This window comes from Shimwellia blattae DSM 4481 = NBRC 105725 (genome assembly GCF_000262305.1).
Taxonomy (GTDB): domain Bacteria; phylum Pseudomonadota; class Gammaproteobacteria; order Enterobacterales; family Enterobacteriaceae; genus Shimwellia; species Shimwellia blattae.
Genome location: NC_017910.1, coordinates 1,236,521 through 1,251,913 on the forward strand (window position 1 = coordinate 1,236,521; position 15,393 = coordinate 1,251,913).

The following is a 15,393-nucleotide window of genomic DNA, read 5'->3' on the forward strand; positions in this document are numbered from 1 at the left end:
CCGCCCGTGTGGAGCGCCAGACAACGACAGGAGGTGAACAATGATGAGTATCGAAAAAACAAAATATCCGATGAGCGATGAGCAGGTGCGTCGCAGGCTGTTCTGGCTGTTACAGCGGCTGAGCAGCTATACCCTGTGGCAGCGCAAACGGGATGCCTGGGCATGCTTTACTGAAAAATATGAACATGCGCTGAGAACCTGGCCGGAGGAAATTACGAAAGGGTTTGATAAAGAGGTTATTATCTGGGCATACGATGCCCTGCGCCTTTATGATGAAGGATTACCGGAGTTGGCTGTGGGCAACCGGCAGGTATGGCAGATAAAAACAGGTGAGTTCGATCAACTTTTTCGGCCGGTAAGTTTAATTGAGAAGTACTTTTATTGGCCTTGTCATGACGAGCGTGGCGGGCAACGGGAACCTTATCCCCCGGAAATAGAAAAAATTAATAAGTGGCGCATTGCCGCAGAGTTTTGGGGCGATAATTTAATTTATCCACCGCATGATAATGTCTGTAATTTCTTTGATGCAGAATATTTGCTTGATCCTAAAAATTATAACTATAATTTGACTCAGCTTGCATACCCTGTTTTTCCTGGAAATCTTCCCCCCGTCCCTGAACGCAGAGACATTATTATAAAAACTGATGATCCGGTACCCTGTGATGGTATCTGGGAGCCGGTAAATATTTTGTACAACCATAAGTTTCTGGTGATTAAAGATGGTATCAGCGGTTTTAAAAATCTCGGGGCGTACAACTATTTTATTCGCGGAATGAAGGCCCCACGTCAGATTTATTATGATGTATTGATGGAGAGCGATAAGGAAATGCTCATCACTGATGACCCCATTCGTTACCGTGATGTTCACTGGCGTCTGGTCTGGGAAGATACGCGCTACTGTGACGGTATTACCCCGGATGAGTCAGAGTATTTTCTGGATGATGCTCCGGGTAAACGTATTACCTGCCGGAGTGGTGAACAGTGCCCGTATTCCGGACAGTGGGCCACGCTTAGCGGAGGTCATCAACAGTTTATTGATGTTCAGGCAGGAGTGATTATGCCAGAGGCCACGAAATATCAGCATGATATGTATGTACCCGAAATACGCATCCCGGCGGAGTGGAGTCTTATTGACAAGGATGATGGTGGCAGTGTATTTGCTGTGACCCCAGATGAGGAGAGTTGATCATACTGCGCGATTCACCTTCATATTGTCCTCAGTATCCCGTTCGGGGCCACGGCGCTGAATCAGGGCCACATTGTCAACAGGGAGAACGGGGGGCGCGGTACCCTCCAGGTCAGCAATTAAAAGTCTGGGAAGGGCGTGCAGGTACGCAAATTAATCAAAATGCACCAGAGTTTTCACTGGAAGGTGGAGCGGTGCAGATAGTGCTTGATCCGTCACAACTAAAAAAAGAGTACACCGGGCCACGGCAGAAAACAGGCTGGGGATATGGTGATACCACTAATGACCCTGTTTATCCGTATCTGGGGTTGCCGAAACTGGAAAATACCCATAACTGGTACGAACCAAAGGATAAAAAATAATGGCTGTATTACATCCTCAGGAGTGCTACCTGCTGGAGAAGTTTATTTCTCCTGAACATTATGCCGCAACGCGCGATGCGATTATTGCCTATATTGACGCTCATGAAGCCGCATTTTCCCGTTATCTGAGAGAAATGCCGCTAAACAGCCATAAACTGCCTTTGTGGCAACAGGCTGATATGGTGTGGGGAAATCGCGTGATGGAAAATATTCGATCCGCCAGAGAGCGGTATACAGAAGCATTTATTTTGCGTACCCATAATGATATCAGAGCATTTAACATAGGTCATACTATGAGTGATATTCGCAAAGGCATTACCGAATGCTGGGACGGTTGGATGACGGAAGAAGAGATAGCAAAAATATTTGATATTGAAAGTCGTGCCACAGAATTAGATAAGCGGCTATCTGTGACAATTAGAGGGTCCTGGAGTGAAGGAGACTTAACTTATGATGGTGAGGGGGTCTATACCTTTGATGATATTCCAAACTCGATTCCACGATATGAGCTTGATCAGGCAGTTCGAATCGAATTAGGTGAGATTCCAACTCAAACTGGTATTTATCTGCCTGATATAGATTTCGCACCAGCAAGATTTATTCCTGCTGATTATGGGCAACCCGCATCAGCACGTCAGGGGTTAGAGAGAGGTAATTATGTCAGCAGAAGTGGAGAAAGTAGTATAGTTGGAAAAAGTCTCAATGGGCCAAAACAGGTTGGACACTGATCCGTCGTATCGAAGGTGAATATATCGATGTGCCGCCGGGTGGTTTTTTTCCAGAGGGGAAACCGGAGGAGCTTTATAACTGGCCGTTGCATGAGAAGAAAATCCTACAGGAAGAAAGGGAGCGTATTACCTGCTGGAGCGGCGTTTTTGCACCGTTCATTGGCCGCTGGGCAACCATTATTAACGGTGCAACGCAATATACTCACACTTGCGCCGGACAGGTGATGCCGGAATTTGAAGATAAGCATGGTCAGAAACATCCGGCCCGTTGGTCGCTGCTGGAAAGGGATGATGGTGGTAGCGTGTTTGCTGTGACGCCTGATGAGGGGAATTGATCATACTGCGTAATTCGCCCTCATTAGATGAACTGCGCAGCAAGGTGAAGGAGAGAACGATAATTAACGCCGCCCGTGTGGAGCGCCAGACAACGACAGGAGGTGAACAATGATGAGTATCGAAAAAACAAAATATCCGATGGGCGATGAGCAGGTGCGTCGCAGGCTGTTCTGGCTGTTACAACGGCTGAGCAGCTATACCCTGTGGCAGCGCAAACGGGATGCCTGGGCATGCTTTACTCAGCAATATGAACATGCGCTGAAAACCTGGCCGGAAGAGATAACGAAGGGATTTCATCCGAAAAGTATTATCAGGGCATATGAAGCGTTGCGTCTCTATGATGAAGGGTTGCCGGAGCTGGCGGCGGGCAACCGCCAGGTATGGCAACGTCAGTCAGGAGTCTTTCATCAGCTTTTTCGGCCGGTAAGTTTAATTGAGAGGTACTTTTATTGGCCTTGTCATGACGAGCGTGGCGGGCAACGGGAACCTTATCCCCCTGAAATAGAAAAAATTAATAAGTGGCGGGTCATGGCAGAATTCCGGGGTGATAATCTGTTGTATCCGCCACATAATAATGTCTGTAATTTTTTTGATGCGGCGACTTTGTTGAAACCCAGTAATTATATTTATAATTTAACCCAGTTGGCCTATCCGGTATTTCCTAAAAATCTTCCCCCCGTCCCTGAACGCAGAGACATTATTATAAAAACCGACGATCCGGTACCTTGTGATGGTATCTGGGAGCCGGTAAATATTTTGTACAACCATAAGTTTCTGGTGATTAAAGACGGTATCAGCGGCTTTAAAAATCTCGGGGCGTACAACTATTTTATTCGCGGAATGAAGGCCCCACGTCAGATTTATTATGATGTATTGATGGAGAGCGATAAGGAAATGCTCATCACTGATGACCCCATTCGTTACCGTGATGTTCACTGGCGTCTGGTCTGGGAAGATACGCGCTACTGTGACGGTATTATCCCGGATGAGTCAGAGTATTTTCTGGATGATGCTCCGGGTAAGCGTATTACCTGCCGGAGTGGTGAACAGTGCCCGCATTCCGGACAGTGGGCCACGCTTAGCGGAGGGCACCAGCAGTTTATTGATGTTCAGGCAGGAGTGATTATGCCAGAGGCCACGAAATATCAGCATGATATGTATATACGTGAAATACGCATCCCGGCGGAGTGGAGTCTTATTGACAGGGATGATGGTGGCAGCGTGTTTGCTGTGACGCCTGATGAGGGGAATTGATCATACTGCGTAATTCGCCCTCATTAGATGAACTGCGCAGCAAGGTGAAGGAGAGAACGATAATTAACGCCGCCCGTGTGGAGCGCCAGACAACGACAGGAGGTGAACAATGATGAGTATCGAAAAAACAAAATATCCGATGAGCGATGAGCAGGTGCGTCGCAGGCTGTTCTGGCTGTTACAGCGGCTGAGCAGCTACACCCTGTGGCAGCGTAAACGGGATGCCTGGGCATGCTTTACTGAAAAATATGAACATGCGCTGAAAACCTGGCCGGAAGAGATAACGAAGGGATTTCATCCGAAAAGTATTATCAGGGTATATGAAGCGTTGCGTCTCTATGATGAAGGGTTGCCGGAACTAGCGGCGGGCAACCGGCAGGTATGGCAACGTCAGTCAGGAGCCTTTCATCAGCTTTTTCGGCCCGTGAGTTTAATCAGAACTTATTTTTATTATCCCTGCCATAATGAACGTGGTGGTCAGGAAGAACCTTATCCTCCGGAAATAGAAAAAATTAATAAGTGGCGCATTGCCGCAGAGTTTTGGGGCGATAATTTAATTTATCCGCCGCATGATAATGTCTGTAATTTCTTTGATGCAGAATATTTGCTTGATCCTAAAAATTATAACTATAATTTGACTCAGCTTGCATACCCTGTTTTCCCCGGAAATCTTCCCCCCGTCCCTGAACGCAGAGACATTATTATAAAAACTGACGATCCGGTACCCTGTGATGGTATCTGGGAGCCGGTAAATATTTTGTACAACCATAAGTTTCTGGTGATTAAAGACGGTATCAGCGGGTTTAAAAATCTCGGGGCGTACAACTATTTTATTCGCGGAATGAAGGCCCCACGTCAGATTTATTATGATGTATTGATGGAGAGCGATAAGGAAATGCTCATCACTGATGACCCCATTCGTTACCGTGATGTTCACTGGCGTCTGGTCTGGGAAGATACGCGCTACTGTGACGGTATTATCCCGGATGAGTCAGAGTATTTTCTGGATGATGCTCCGGGTAAGCGTATTACCTGCCGGAGTGGTGAACAGTGCCCGCATTCCGGACAATGGGCCACGCTTAGCGGAGGGCACCAGCAGTTTGCTTATGTTCGTGAGGGAGACAATATGCCAGAAGCGAGGGTTTATACAATCGGCAGTCTCAGTCCGGAGAGATTTACACCCGCAAACTGGAGTCTGCTGGATCGCGACGACGACGGCAGCGTGTTTGTAAGCGCTACAGGTGAGAGGCCCTGACTATGCCGATAAATAGCCCTTCTTTATACGAGATGCTTTACGGTAATTTTGCCGGTGATCTCGACCTTCAGCATATCAGTGAAGAAAATCAGGTCATCCTGTCGGTGCTGGATAATATGCAACGGATCCTTAATAGCCGCGCCGGCACTCTGGCACATTTGCCGGACTATGGTCTGCCGGATATGACCACCATTCTGCAGGGGCTCCCTGGTACTGCACATAAGCTGATGTCGACGCTGTCTGCCGTTCTGCTGAAGTATGAGCCGCGCCTGAAGTCTATTGACGTGCTACTGCTTGATCAGGAAATTCCTGGTGAGTTGCGCTATGCCATTGATGCAGAACTTAGCGGTGTTGGTCTGGTGCGCTATGGCACTGAGTTTATGCCCGAAGGGCGGGTGTTACTCCGACATCTTAAGCAGCATCAGTATCTCGATACAGCAACCCGTCTGTAAAGCAGGTAACATCATGTCAGTAAAATCACAGTTTCTCGAAAGATTGCAGAACAGGCAGCCTGCTCCGGCTTCATCGGTCAGTAAGAGTCAGGCCGATATCACAGAGTTTCGCCTGCGAATGACGCAACTTCAGGAGCAGATGGACACGTGGCTGGTGGGCACCGGGCTGAATGTGGAGACGTTCAGTACATCCGTTACGGACCTGCTGGTTGAGGGGCGAGTATTTGATATTGCCGCCCTCGTTTTGCATATCGACGACCGGTCTGTAAAATTTGTGCCAGCATTCCTGTATGGTCAGGGTGTGACCGGGTGTGTGGAGACGGCCTGCCATAATGGCGGAGTCGTGACGCCTCTGGGGCGGTTATTTATGCGGTCAGGAACGGTGAACAACTGGGCCTTTTCTCCATCAGGTGCTTTATCCTCTCCCGGGCAGAGTTTTGATGAGAGCACGTTTTTTAGTTTGATATTGACGCTCCTTCCATAGCGGAACCGGAATAAGTAATATTTTTTCCCTGTTAGTTATTGCATATTTACCTGGCGAAATAGTTAATTGCTGCCTGGGCACAGAGGTACAAAATAAATCACGGATGTAGAAATGAGGAAATTAATCTCCCTTCTGGTATCAGAAGTTATTTTTACGACACAATCTGATGTCGCTCGTGGAATAAATCTCACCATGCCAGAAATAAAGCCTCCCGGGCTCTGCAACGTATTGTGGATTCAGCGTATAAATTGAAAGTTAAAACTCTGCTTTCCGGCCTTATCAATAAGGCTGAGTGTCACTACGGGCAGCTTGAATATATTACTGACCTGGTAGCGCTACGGTATTTGCAGCGTCTCGAATATACAGAAAGCGAAGCCGCATAAACGATAACCCTTAATAACTTCTTGTACGTCAAATGGACAACCGGTCATGAATGACATTACCTCACGTAAAATTAAAACCGGTGGCGACCCGCGCACGCTACCGGATTATGCCGCCCTGCGCGATGAACTGAGCAAGCTGGCACACCCGGCACGCCCGGATGTGAACTGGCAATATGTGGAAAAACGCTGCCTCTCGCTGTTTGAACAAAACGGTGTGGAGCTGCAGACCGCCGCCTGGTATGCACTTGCCCGTACGCAACTGGCCAGCCTGTACGGCCTTAATGAAGGTCTGGAGATTCTGGAGGCACTGATAAGCCATCAGTGGGGCGTGCTCTGGCCACAGCCTGTTCATGCCCGGATGGAGATTCTCAGCAGTCTGAGCCAGCGCCTGCAGCAACTGATGCGTATGCTGCCACTGCATTATGGCGATCTCGGCCAGCTGTACCGGGCAGAGCAACGGCTTACTCGTCTGGGGGAGGTATTACAGCGTCTGGAGCTCAAACACCTCAGCCAGCTCGATACCCTGCGAACCCTGATACATAACAGTGCTGTGCGGCTGGAGAACAGCGATGCGGCAACCAGCACCGGGCCTGATATTCAGCCAGGTATTGTGTTGCCAGCGAGCGTCATGCACAGCGTGGCGGGGCCTGCCAGGGCACCAGCGGAAGAGAAACGCGCGCCGGAGAGCACCGTAAAGTGGGTGTTTGTTGCACCGCCGGAACGGCAGCCGGACGTGGAGGTGCAGGCGGCCCCCCCCGCGCCATTAAGCAAGCCGGTAAATAAAGGGAAACCGTTCGCCGCCGGAATGGTTACCATGCTGGTGATAAGCACCATTGCCGTATGGGGCTGGCACTATCTCCGCCAGCCTGATCCACTACAGGTTCAGCTTGCCGCATCACTGGCGCCGTTACCCGCACCACTCACGCCAGCACAACTGGGGGCACTGCGCCAGCACTCCCTGTTACCACAAACGGTTATCTCACAAACCGGGCAGCAGCTTGCCTGGCTGGATAAATTGCCCCCTGACTGGCGTCTTGCCCGGAGCCAACAGCTAGTGGATCAGGCGCAGATCCTGTGGCCGGAGCAGGCAAAACCCCTGATACAGAAGTGGCAACAACAGCTTAATGCCGCCACATTACCACCCGAATATCTGAATGGCTGGCATCAGGGGATGACGACGCTGCAACAACTGAGTGACAAGCTGAACAGGCTGGATGTGCAGAAGGGGAAATACATAACGGTCAGTGAGCTTAAGTCATCCGTATTCAGCATGATGACCGCTTTCGGGCAGAGTATTCCGCTTGAAGAGCAGCTTCGGCAAATGAACCAGTTACCGATCGATTCCCCTCAGCGTCAGCGGCTCAGCAGGGATATTGAACAACACCTCCGGTCACAGATTTATACGCTGGGGCAGATGAAAAAGAGTACGCAGGGGGAAGGGCAGTAAAAACAACTGGGGGATACTCCACGGTGAATGGCTGGTGTTGGGGCTGTGTTTTTTTGAACCACTAACCGGATACCAGGCCGCCCTGGCCAGTACAGCATTGCCAGGGCGGTGTGTACACTAACTGGATAAGAACTTTTCGTAATAAAGCCGGGTGGCGGGCAGGCTGGCCTGGCTCAGCCAGTGGCTGATACTGTCGACCATCCCTGGCGGGCCACACACGTAGAGATCAACCCCGTTTTGCCAGGTTTCTGACGGGCTGAGATGATCTGTAATGTAGCCCGTTTTTCCCCCCCAGCCCGGCCCCGGGTTGCTGAGCACAATATCAAAACTGAATGCACTCATACTGGACTGGTAACCAATCAGCCTTTCCAGTTCGCAGATATCCTCCGCCGTGCGCACGCCATAGTAGAGGTGGATCGGGAATGTGGTGCCCCGGGCAGCAATGCTATCCAGCATGGCCAGAAAGGCGGAAAGCCCCGTTCCACCTGCGGCCATGACAACCGGGCGCGTGATATCACGCAGGTAAAACGTGCCGTAAGGGGCATCCAGCGTAATGCGGTCCCCGGGTTTGCATGTTTCACGCAGGTACTGGCTCATTTTGCCGTCTGCCAGCATACGTACCAGGAACTCGATATTGCCCCCGGCGGGCCAGTTTGAAAAGGAGTAGGCCCGCTGGCATTCACTGCCGGGCACGGTCAGCCGGGCATACTGGCCGGGTAAATATTCCGGGCCGCCGTGTGCGTCATCCATTGCGATCTTCAGCACCGCCGTGGTGGGGGATATGTGCTGAATATCACTCACCAGGCCGCTGTAACATGCCTGCTCACCGGTACACAGGCTGGAATCAAAATTAAATGAAAACGTTGCGTCTGAATGGAGGTGGGTCTGGCAGGTGAGTACCTTGCCGTTGCTCAGATCATCAGCGTTTAAGGCGTCTTCATCCACATATTGCTGGCTATATTTCCCTGATTCGCACTGGCCTTTACAGGTGGCACAAACGCCTTCCCGGCAATCGAAGGGAAGGCGGATACCGTTTTTCAGGGCGGCATCCAGGACGCTCTCCTGCTCGCCGACCGGGCAGAAAAGGGTTTTACCGTCAGCAAAAGAGAAGGCGGCTTTGAAAGTCATAAGATACCCCCTCAGAGATGGTAGAAATCAAGCACGGAGTTAATCGTGTCATTCAGCAGCACAACGTGCTTGCGGGCGATACGCCAGCTTTGCTGGTGTGGCACCAGCGTATAGGTGGCATAACCGTAAAAGTCTTCACTGGTGCTGTGCCGGTAATAGGACGTTTTCCAGTTTGCTTTGACACTCAGGGCGCCATCTGCCTGCGGGGAGATGCGCACGTTGCTGATAAAATGGACCGTTCGCGGCAGCGGTACGGCGGAGGCCGCTTTCCCGGTGCGCAGGCGGAAAACCCGGTCTTCAAGCCCTGTGCGGTTCGCGTAATAAATCAGGGATAACCCTTTGCGCGGATCCTGCGTGTATTCATGCTCAGAATCCCACTGGGGAAGATGAAACTCGCAGTCCTCCGTGAAAAGCGCCAGGTAGTCATCCCACGCTTTTGCATCACAAAGCGCTGATTTTTCATAAAGAAATTGTTCAATCTGGTACTGGAGTTCGGCGTTCATTACTGGGCCTCGCGAATATTAAAGGGGTTCATCTCTTCAGCCATTGCCTCAAGGCCCGCCATTAAGAATTTTTGCCAGTACCCGTGCTGGTTCACATATAAGCCCTCATGGGTAAATTCGGTGCCGGTCATGGCCGGGGTTATGTCCAGGGTTGTGGTGTTTTGTGTCGGGCCGCGCTCCCAGCGGTCGCAGCCGCGGGAGATATCATTCCAGCGTTCAAGACGGGCCTGAAAGCCCCGCTGCGCCTCGCGGAACTCCACCAGATCGTCTGGCGTGCCCATTCCGGAAACGTTGAAAAAGTCCTCAAACTGGCGAATGCGGCTTTCCCGATCGGCGGCTGATTCCCCCTTCACGCCGATACAGAAGCTGTGGATCTCGGTTTTATTCCACGCCAGCGGGCGGATAATACGCAGCTGGGAGCTTATCTGGTCGAGGAAAAACATACTGGGGTAGATATTGAGATTGCGCAGGCGGTGCATCATCCATTCGGCGCGTGGCTGCCCGTGTTCTTTGATCAGGCGCGGCATAATATGCGCGTAACCGGGGCGCACGGCAGGGTTGGGCATATCGCTGAACAGGACGCTGTGGCCGTTGTGGAACGCAAACCAGCCATCGTCCGTATCTGCATCACCGGCACCCAGTTTACTGTAGTCGAGCGTCTGGCTGGCCTGAGGGTTATGTTGCTGATTAACCTGCTGGCGGTGCTGTACGGTGGTTACGTAGTTGTAGTGGACCGTGGAAACATGATAACCGTCGAGACCATTTTCATTCTGCAGTTTCCAGTTGCCTTCATAGGTATAGGCGGAGCGCCCTGGTAAGACTTCCAGCTCGCCGCTCTCTGACTGCGCGACCATCATGTCAAAGAAGATACGCGCATCGCCAAGAAACTCTTCCAGCGTGTCGCTGCCCCGGGTGTTGAGATTGATAAAAACGAAGCCGTTATAGCTGGCAATCCGCGCTTTTTTAAGGCTGCGGGTGGCTTTGTCAAAATTTTCCGGATACTCCCCCGGCGCTTTGACCTTTACCAGCCGCCCGTCACTTTTGTAGCACCAGGCGTGGAACGGACAGGTAAATGTGGACTGGTTGCCCTTCATCATGCGTGTCAGGGTGGTGCCGCGATGCTGGCAGGCATTGATCAGGGCGTGCAGTTCTCCCTGACCGTCGCGGGTCACAATAATGGGCTGGCGACCTGCCCGCAGGGTCATAAAATCATGGTTGTTGGGGATCTCGCTTTCATGGCAGGCGTAGATCCACTGTTTTTCAAAGATGAGCGCCATTTCCAGATCGAATAACGCTTCGTTGGTGAAAATGTCGCGGGCGACGCGATAGATACCTTCGTCCGGGCGAATATCCAGACAGCCGCTGATATAGGCTTTCCAGTCATTTATTTCGGATAGTGTATACGTCATTTGAATGATCTCGTTGTTGTACAGGCGAGCCATCATTCAATACGGGGGGGCGGAGAAGCGCTATCCGGTAAATCAGCAGAATTTATCCATTTTGTTTGCGCAGTGAAACGCGCGGGCCATTATGTGATGGCCGTTGGGTTCCGGGCTAACGCGATTTAACACGTTCGGCGGTTTTACGTGGGCTTTCACCAAACAGGGTTTTGTACTCCCCGGAGAAACGGCTCAGATGGGTCATGCCCCAGCACATGGCGATTTCGGAAATATTTTTCCGGCAGCCATCGTTTATGATCTCCTCCCGGATCCGCATCATCCGGTACTGACGTAAATAAGCCACTGGTGAGATATTCAGATGGCGTTTAAACCCTTCAAATAACTTTAATTTATGCACGCCCGAGGCGAGCACAATATCCGCCAGGCAAATATCCTGCCGGGCATGGTGCTCAATAAACTTACAGGCCAGCAGAACGTAATGGGGAGGCGTGCGGGCCAGTGCTTCAGCCAGGGCAGAGGAATAATTATGCTGCTGGGTCATCAGCAGGGATTTTATCAGGATATTTTCATAATCACGCTGGATAAGTCCCAGATCAAATAGTGATCCTGCACACTCCATTTCATTAAGCAGGTTTTGTGTCAGCCTCCACCAGGAGTGGGTTTTCCGGTCATTCAGGTTCATGGCCGATGTAAATATTAACGGTACAGAGAGCGGCGTGCCGAGCAGATTTTCCAGTACGGCCGATACCAGATGGCTGGGAATAGAAATCTGGATTTTACGGCAGCGCCCTTCAATATCCAGTGTCTGGTTTTCATGCGGATTAATAATGACGCCCAGCTGATGATCAGATACAACCTCAACACCGTTTTTGAGCAGCATCTGCTGGCCTTCCACCGGTAAACTAAGGCTGAAACAGCGCAGTGCCTGGTGTTGCTCAATACCGATAGAGGCATCTGTACCATAACCAATCACGCCAATAGAGAGGAGATTCAACCGGTGGCCTTCATAGCGGAAGTCCAGATTGCCTTTTCCCGGAATATTGAGGCAGTGGGGCCCGCATATCCCCTCCATCCATGAGTGAGCGTCTTTGCGGTTAACACTGTAATTGCGATAGACCTTATGGGGGACAGGGATTACATGCATTGTTCACTCCTCCGGACCAACCAGATGTAATAAAAAGACGTCTTATTTTTATTATCAGAATCCAGGATGCAGCCTGACATTACCACGCTGGCGGAACAAGTTCTTGCGGCAGATATCTTCTGTAATTTTAAGGCAGGTCTAAGTTCTTCAGAGATCTTCGTCTTTCCGGAGACTTCGGATAAATTCAGCCGGAGCCATTGGGGTTTACTTGCAGGTAGAGGCCACCGCTATCAGTAAGTTTAAATATCGTATCTTTCGGTTTCGCGGTGTCGATTTTGGGTTGTCTGAGTTGACTTCGGTTGACTCAGAATAGCCTCAATGAATGGCTGGTTATCGATTTTTGTGGGTTTTATGAAATTCGGTAGACGTCAGAAGAGGCGAGAGTGGTGTCCCCTGCAGGAATCGAACCTGCAACTAGCCCTTAGGAGGGGCTCGTTATATCCATTTAACTAAGAGGACAGCCCGGGCATAGTACCCTGTTTCGTTCGTAAGGTTAAGAGCGACAGTCGCTGACTGGCGATTAACTCACCAGAATCGTTCGCTTTTTCACCATTCAACGCCGCTAAAAGCAACATACCGCAATAACTGCGATGCCGCCCTGCACCGGAATGATTACACTAGGGCGCAAGCGAAACGGCAGATCTGGTCATATAAGTTCTCATCTGGTTATAGCCCCGGCCCCGAAGGGCTGGTCTGTAGCATCCTGTCCGCAGGCATTTATGATGTGGCGAAGAGCCCGGAATATCCGTATCGATTAATGCAGCGTAACATTGCCTGCCCGGCTATAATCCCAGAGAGCCTCACAAATCATCAGGTCGTAAGGCTGGCCGGAAGGCAGCGCCGGTATTGTATTAACGGATCACCCCGCGCCCCATGAGGTTGCGGCGGCGCCTGCTCGCGGCAATGACTATTTACAGGGAGAAAGCTATGAAATTTCGCCTGACCGGGCTGGCCCTGGCAACCACGCTTCTGGTGGGATGTGCCAGTTCGGCCAACGAAGACACACAGGGGCGTTCGGATCCATTCGAGGGCTTCAACCGCACAATGTATAACTTTAACTACAATGTGCTGGATCCCTATATCCTGCGCCCGGTAGCTGTGGGCTGGCGTGACTATATGCCGCAGCCTGCCCGTACCGGGATCAGCAACTTTACCAGCAACCTGGAAGAGCCAGCCTCGATGGTCAACTACATCCTGCGCGGCGATCCCTATAAAGGTATGGTGCACTTCACCCGCTTCTTCCTGAATACCATTCTCGGGTTGGGGGGCTTAATCGATGTGGCCGGGATGGCGAACCCGGAACTGCGTCGTGAAGAGCCGCACCGTTTCGGCAGCACGTTAGGGCATTACGGTGTCGGTTATGGCCCGTATCTGCAACTGCCGGTATACGGCAGCTTTACCCTGCGTCAGGACGGCGGCGACTATGCGGATACCCTGTATCCGGTGCTGAGCTGGCTGACCTGGCCGATGTCGATAGCCAAATGGTCACTGGAGGGGATAGAAACCCGCGCCCAGTTGCTGGATTCCGACGGGATGCTGCGCCAGTCTTCAGATCCTTATATCCTGGTGCGCGAAGCATACTTCCAGCATAACGACTTTATCGCCAGCGGCGGTAAACTCAAAGCCCAGGAAAACCCGAACGCCAAAGCCATTCAGGGTGATCTGAAAGATATCGATTCTGAATAACGCGCAATAAAAAAGGGTGGGACCGCGGTCTCACCCTTTTTTTATCTGAACGCCGTTATCAGAAGCGGTAGTTAAAGTTCGCGCCGTACAGCCACGCTTTACCGTTAGATTTAAACTCGTAAGGCCCTTCTTTAATGGTCACGTGCTGGCCGTGCATATAAGAGGCGCCCACATCCACAGAAGCATCCTGGTTAAAGGCATAGGTTGCACCGGCACTCAGCCACAGGCGGTCCTGATCCGGTATGGAGATGGAGCTGTGCTCTGCCGGAACCGGGCTGTCATCAAAGGCGATACCGGTACGGAAGGTCCAGTTATCGTCCATATAATAGGTGGTCCCCAGCGCAATACGGTAAGAGTCTTTGAAGCTCTCATCTTTATAGAACAGGGTCTGGCTGGCGCTGTTTTTGGCCTTCAGCTGCTGGAACTGGCTCCAGCTGGTGTAGGCCAGGCTGTAGTGCACCGCCCACTGTGGCGCGACCCGGTTATACCCTGAAACTTCCCACATTTCTGGCAGGTTCAGCCCCAGGTAACCGCCAATGGTGCGGCCATCGGTACCCATCGGGAAGCCCATCTTGCCCAGCACGGAGTTGTAGGCAGAAGGCAGGTTACTTTTATAATCGCCGCTGAAGTCAATTTTCACTTCTGAGCGGTAGGTAAAGGCATAGCGGTTGTTTTTGTCGAGCTCATACAGGATCCCGGCGTTCCAGCCAAAGCCCCACTCATTCCCTTTCAGTTTGGCAATTTGCGTATCTGCGGGGATCCCGGCGGCCAGCTGCGCCAGCTGGTTCTGGCCCTGTTTTTTGAGCTGGGAGGCGGCAATCTGGCCGGCATCTCCGGCGTAGCGCTCGATCTTCGCCCGGGCGTAGACCGCGTCAAAACCCACACCAAAAGTAAAATGTTCCGTTAACCGGTAAGCGCCGCTCAGGTTCAGGTTGGCGGTTTCCAGATCGGTCTTGCCACCCATGGAGCCTGCGGCATAGTTGTCGTTGAACTCGGTCGCCAGACCAAAGTTAGATGTCACAGATGCGCCAATCCCGAACTGGTCGTTAATGGGCATCACAAAGTGGAGGTTAGGCACCCAGGCGGTGGGGGCGATATTTTTGGCGTCCAGGCTTTTCCCGGTGGGGGACTGGCCGCTGATATCCACGCTGGGATCGATAAAGACGCCACCGACCGACAGCTGCGGGCGATCAAACATCATGATAAGTGCCGGGTTACGGCTGACGTTACCTGCGTCGTCGGCGATTGCACCCTCTCCGGAGTAGGCCCGGCCAAGGCCAGACGAGGAGAACTCATTGAGCTGAAAACCAGCAGACCACACCGGGGTAGAGATACATGCCACTGCAATAGCAAGAGTTGAACGGGTTAACCGGGTTTTCTGGTTCATGACCAAAACCTCATCATTTATTTTTATTCAAACAATGTTACACACCGTAACAGCGAGCGCGAAGTGTAGGGTCTGGGTTTACCGCAAGAAATCAGACCAGTGGCGTGAGTATAGGTCTGACCAGATGATATGTTGCAAGTTTGTTTCTTTGTTTTTACATAATTGATATTAGAAACGAGATCTGTCTGGCAAATTCGCAGCAGATGTCACGTAAAAAAAGCCGAGCAGTTTGTTTTTTATCAATTTTAAACTGTGACC

General features: G+C 51.3%; 13 protein-coding genes, 1 tRNA gene and 1 pseudogene. 9 read left to right on the top strand and 6 right to left on the bottom strand.

All coding sequences use genetic code 11. The annotated features are described in order from the left end of the window. The first annotated feature begins 40 nt into the window (after positions 1–40). The 8 genes and pseudogenes from EBL_RS05735 to EBL_RS05770 all read left to right on the top strand — a co-directional run bounded on the left by EBL_RS05735 (position 41) and on the right by EBL_RS05770 (position 7,887). Positions 41–1,186 carry an Imm72 family immunity protein gene (locus EBL_RS05735; RefSeq protein ID WP_002445110.1) on the top strand — a complete coding sequence of 382 codons (1,146 nt, stop codon included), beginning with the start codon at positions 41–43 and terminating at the stop codon, positions 1,184–1,186. Continuing rightward, complete coding sequence (locus tag EBL_RS05740) at positions 1,183–1,548, top strand: hypothetical protein (RefSeq protein ID WP_002445109.1); 366 nt, start codon at positions 1,183–1,185, stop codon at positions 1,546–1,548. Before EBL_RS05735 ends, EBL_RS05740 begins: the two co-directional genes overlap by 4 nt. After that, positions 1,548–2,611 (top strand): annotated as a pseudogene (locus EBL_RS05745) (type VI secretion protein ImpA). Before EBL_RS05740 ends, EBL_RS05745 begins: the two are co-directional and overlap by 1 nt. Before the next feature lie 112 nt (positions 2,612–2,723). Then, complete coding sequence (locus tag EBL_RS05750; protein WP_014715919.1) at positions 2,724–3,866, top strand: Imm72 family immunity protein; 1,143 nt, start codon at positions 2,724–2,726, stop codon at positions 3,864–3,866. Positions 3,867–3,978: 112 nt separating this feature from the next. After that, positions 3,979–5,121, top strand: a complete 1,143-nt coding sequence (locus EBL_RS05755) for an Imm72 family immunity protein (protein WP_014715920.1) — start codon at positions 3,979–3,981, stop codon at positions 5,119–5,121. A gap of 2 nt (positions 5,122–5,123) precedes the next feature. Continuing rightward, positions 5,124–5,573, top strand: a complete 450-nt coding sequence (tssE, locus tag EBL_RS05760; protein WP_002439660.1) for a type VI secretion system baseplate subunit TssE — start codon at positions 5,124–5,126, stop codon at positions 5,571–5,573. Between the two features lie 13 nt (positions 5,574–5,586). Next, on the top strand, positions 5,587–6,057 hold the full coding sequence (locus EBL_RS05765) for a hypothetical protein (protein WP_002439661.1): 471 nt from the start codon (positions 5,587–5,589) through the stop codon (positions 6,055–6,057). Positions 6,058–6,486: 429 nt separating this feature from the next. Beyond that, a complete protein-coding gene (locus EBL_RS05770) occupies positions 6,487–7,887 on the top strand; it encodes a VasL domain-containing protein (RefSeq protein WP_002439663.1) in 1,401 nt (466 codons plus the stop codon). 117 nt (positions 7,888–8,004) lie between these two features. On the opposite strand, the gene antC is transcribed toward EBL_RS05770, so the two are convergent. From antC to EBL_RS05795, 5 genes are all read right to left on the bottom strand, one after another. Continuing rightward, the gene (gene antC, locus EBL_RS05775; protein ID WP_002439664.1) at positions 8,005–9,015 is read right to left on the bottom strand and encodes an anthranilate 1,2-dioxygenase electron transfer component AntC; all 1,011 of its coding nucleotides are present in this window, start codon (positions 9,013–9,015) and stop codon (positions 8,005–8,007) included. A gap of 11 nt (positions 9,016–9,026) precedes the next feature. Further along, on the bottom strand, positions 9,027–9,518 hold the full coding sequence (gene antB / locus EBL_RS05780) for an anthranilate 1,2-dioxygenase small subunit (protein ID WP_002439666.1): 492 nt from the start codon (positions 9,516–9,518) through the stop codon (positions 9,027–9,029). Next, complete coding sequence (gene antA / locus EBL_RS05785; RefSeq protein WP_014715921.1) at positions 9,518–10,927, bottom strand: anthranilate 1,2-dioxygenase large subunit; 1,410 nt, start codon at positions 10,925–10,927, stop codon at positions 9,518–9,520. The genes antB and antA overlap by 1 nt, the downstream gene beginning before the upstream one ends. Positions 10,928–11,072: 145 nt before the next feature. After that, positions 11,073–12,062, bottom strand: a complete 990-nt coding sequence (locus EBL_RS05790; RefSeq protein WP_002439670.1) for an AraC family transcriptional regulator — start codon at positions 12,060–12,062, stop codon at positions 11,073–11,075. A gap of 384 nt (positions 12,063–12,446) precedes the next feature. After that, a tRNA-Arg gene (locus EBL_RS05795) sits at positions 12,447–12,521 on the bottom strand. A gap of 468 nt (positions 12,522–12,989) precedes the next feature. Here EBL_RS05795 and mlaA point away from each other — a divergent pair. Next, positions 12,990–13,748 (top strand): phospholipid-binding lipoprotein MlaA, encoded by a 759-nt coding sequence (gene mlaA / locus EBL_RS05800; RefSeq protein ID WP_002439672.1) that lies wholly within the window; start codon positions 12,990–12,992, stop codon positions 13,746–13,748. 58 nt (positions 13,749–13,806) lie between these two features. On the opposite strand, the gene fadL is transcribed toward mlaA, so the two are convergent. Further along, positions 13,807–15,135 (bottom strand): long-chain fatty acid transporter FadL, encoded by a 1,329-nt coding sequence (fadL, locus tag EBL_RS05805; protein ID WP_002439675.1) that lies wholly within the window; start codon positions 15,133–15,135, stop codon positions 13,807–13,809. Positions 15,136–15,393 lie beyond the last annotated feature (258 nt).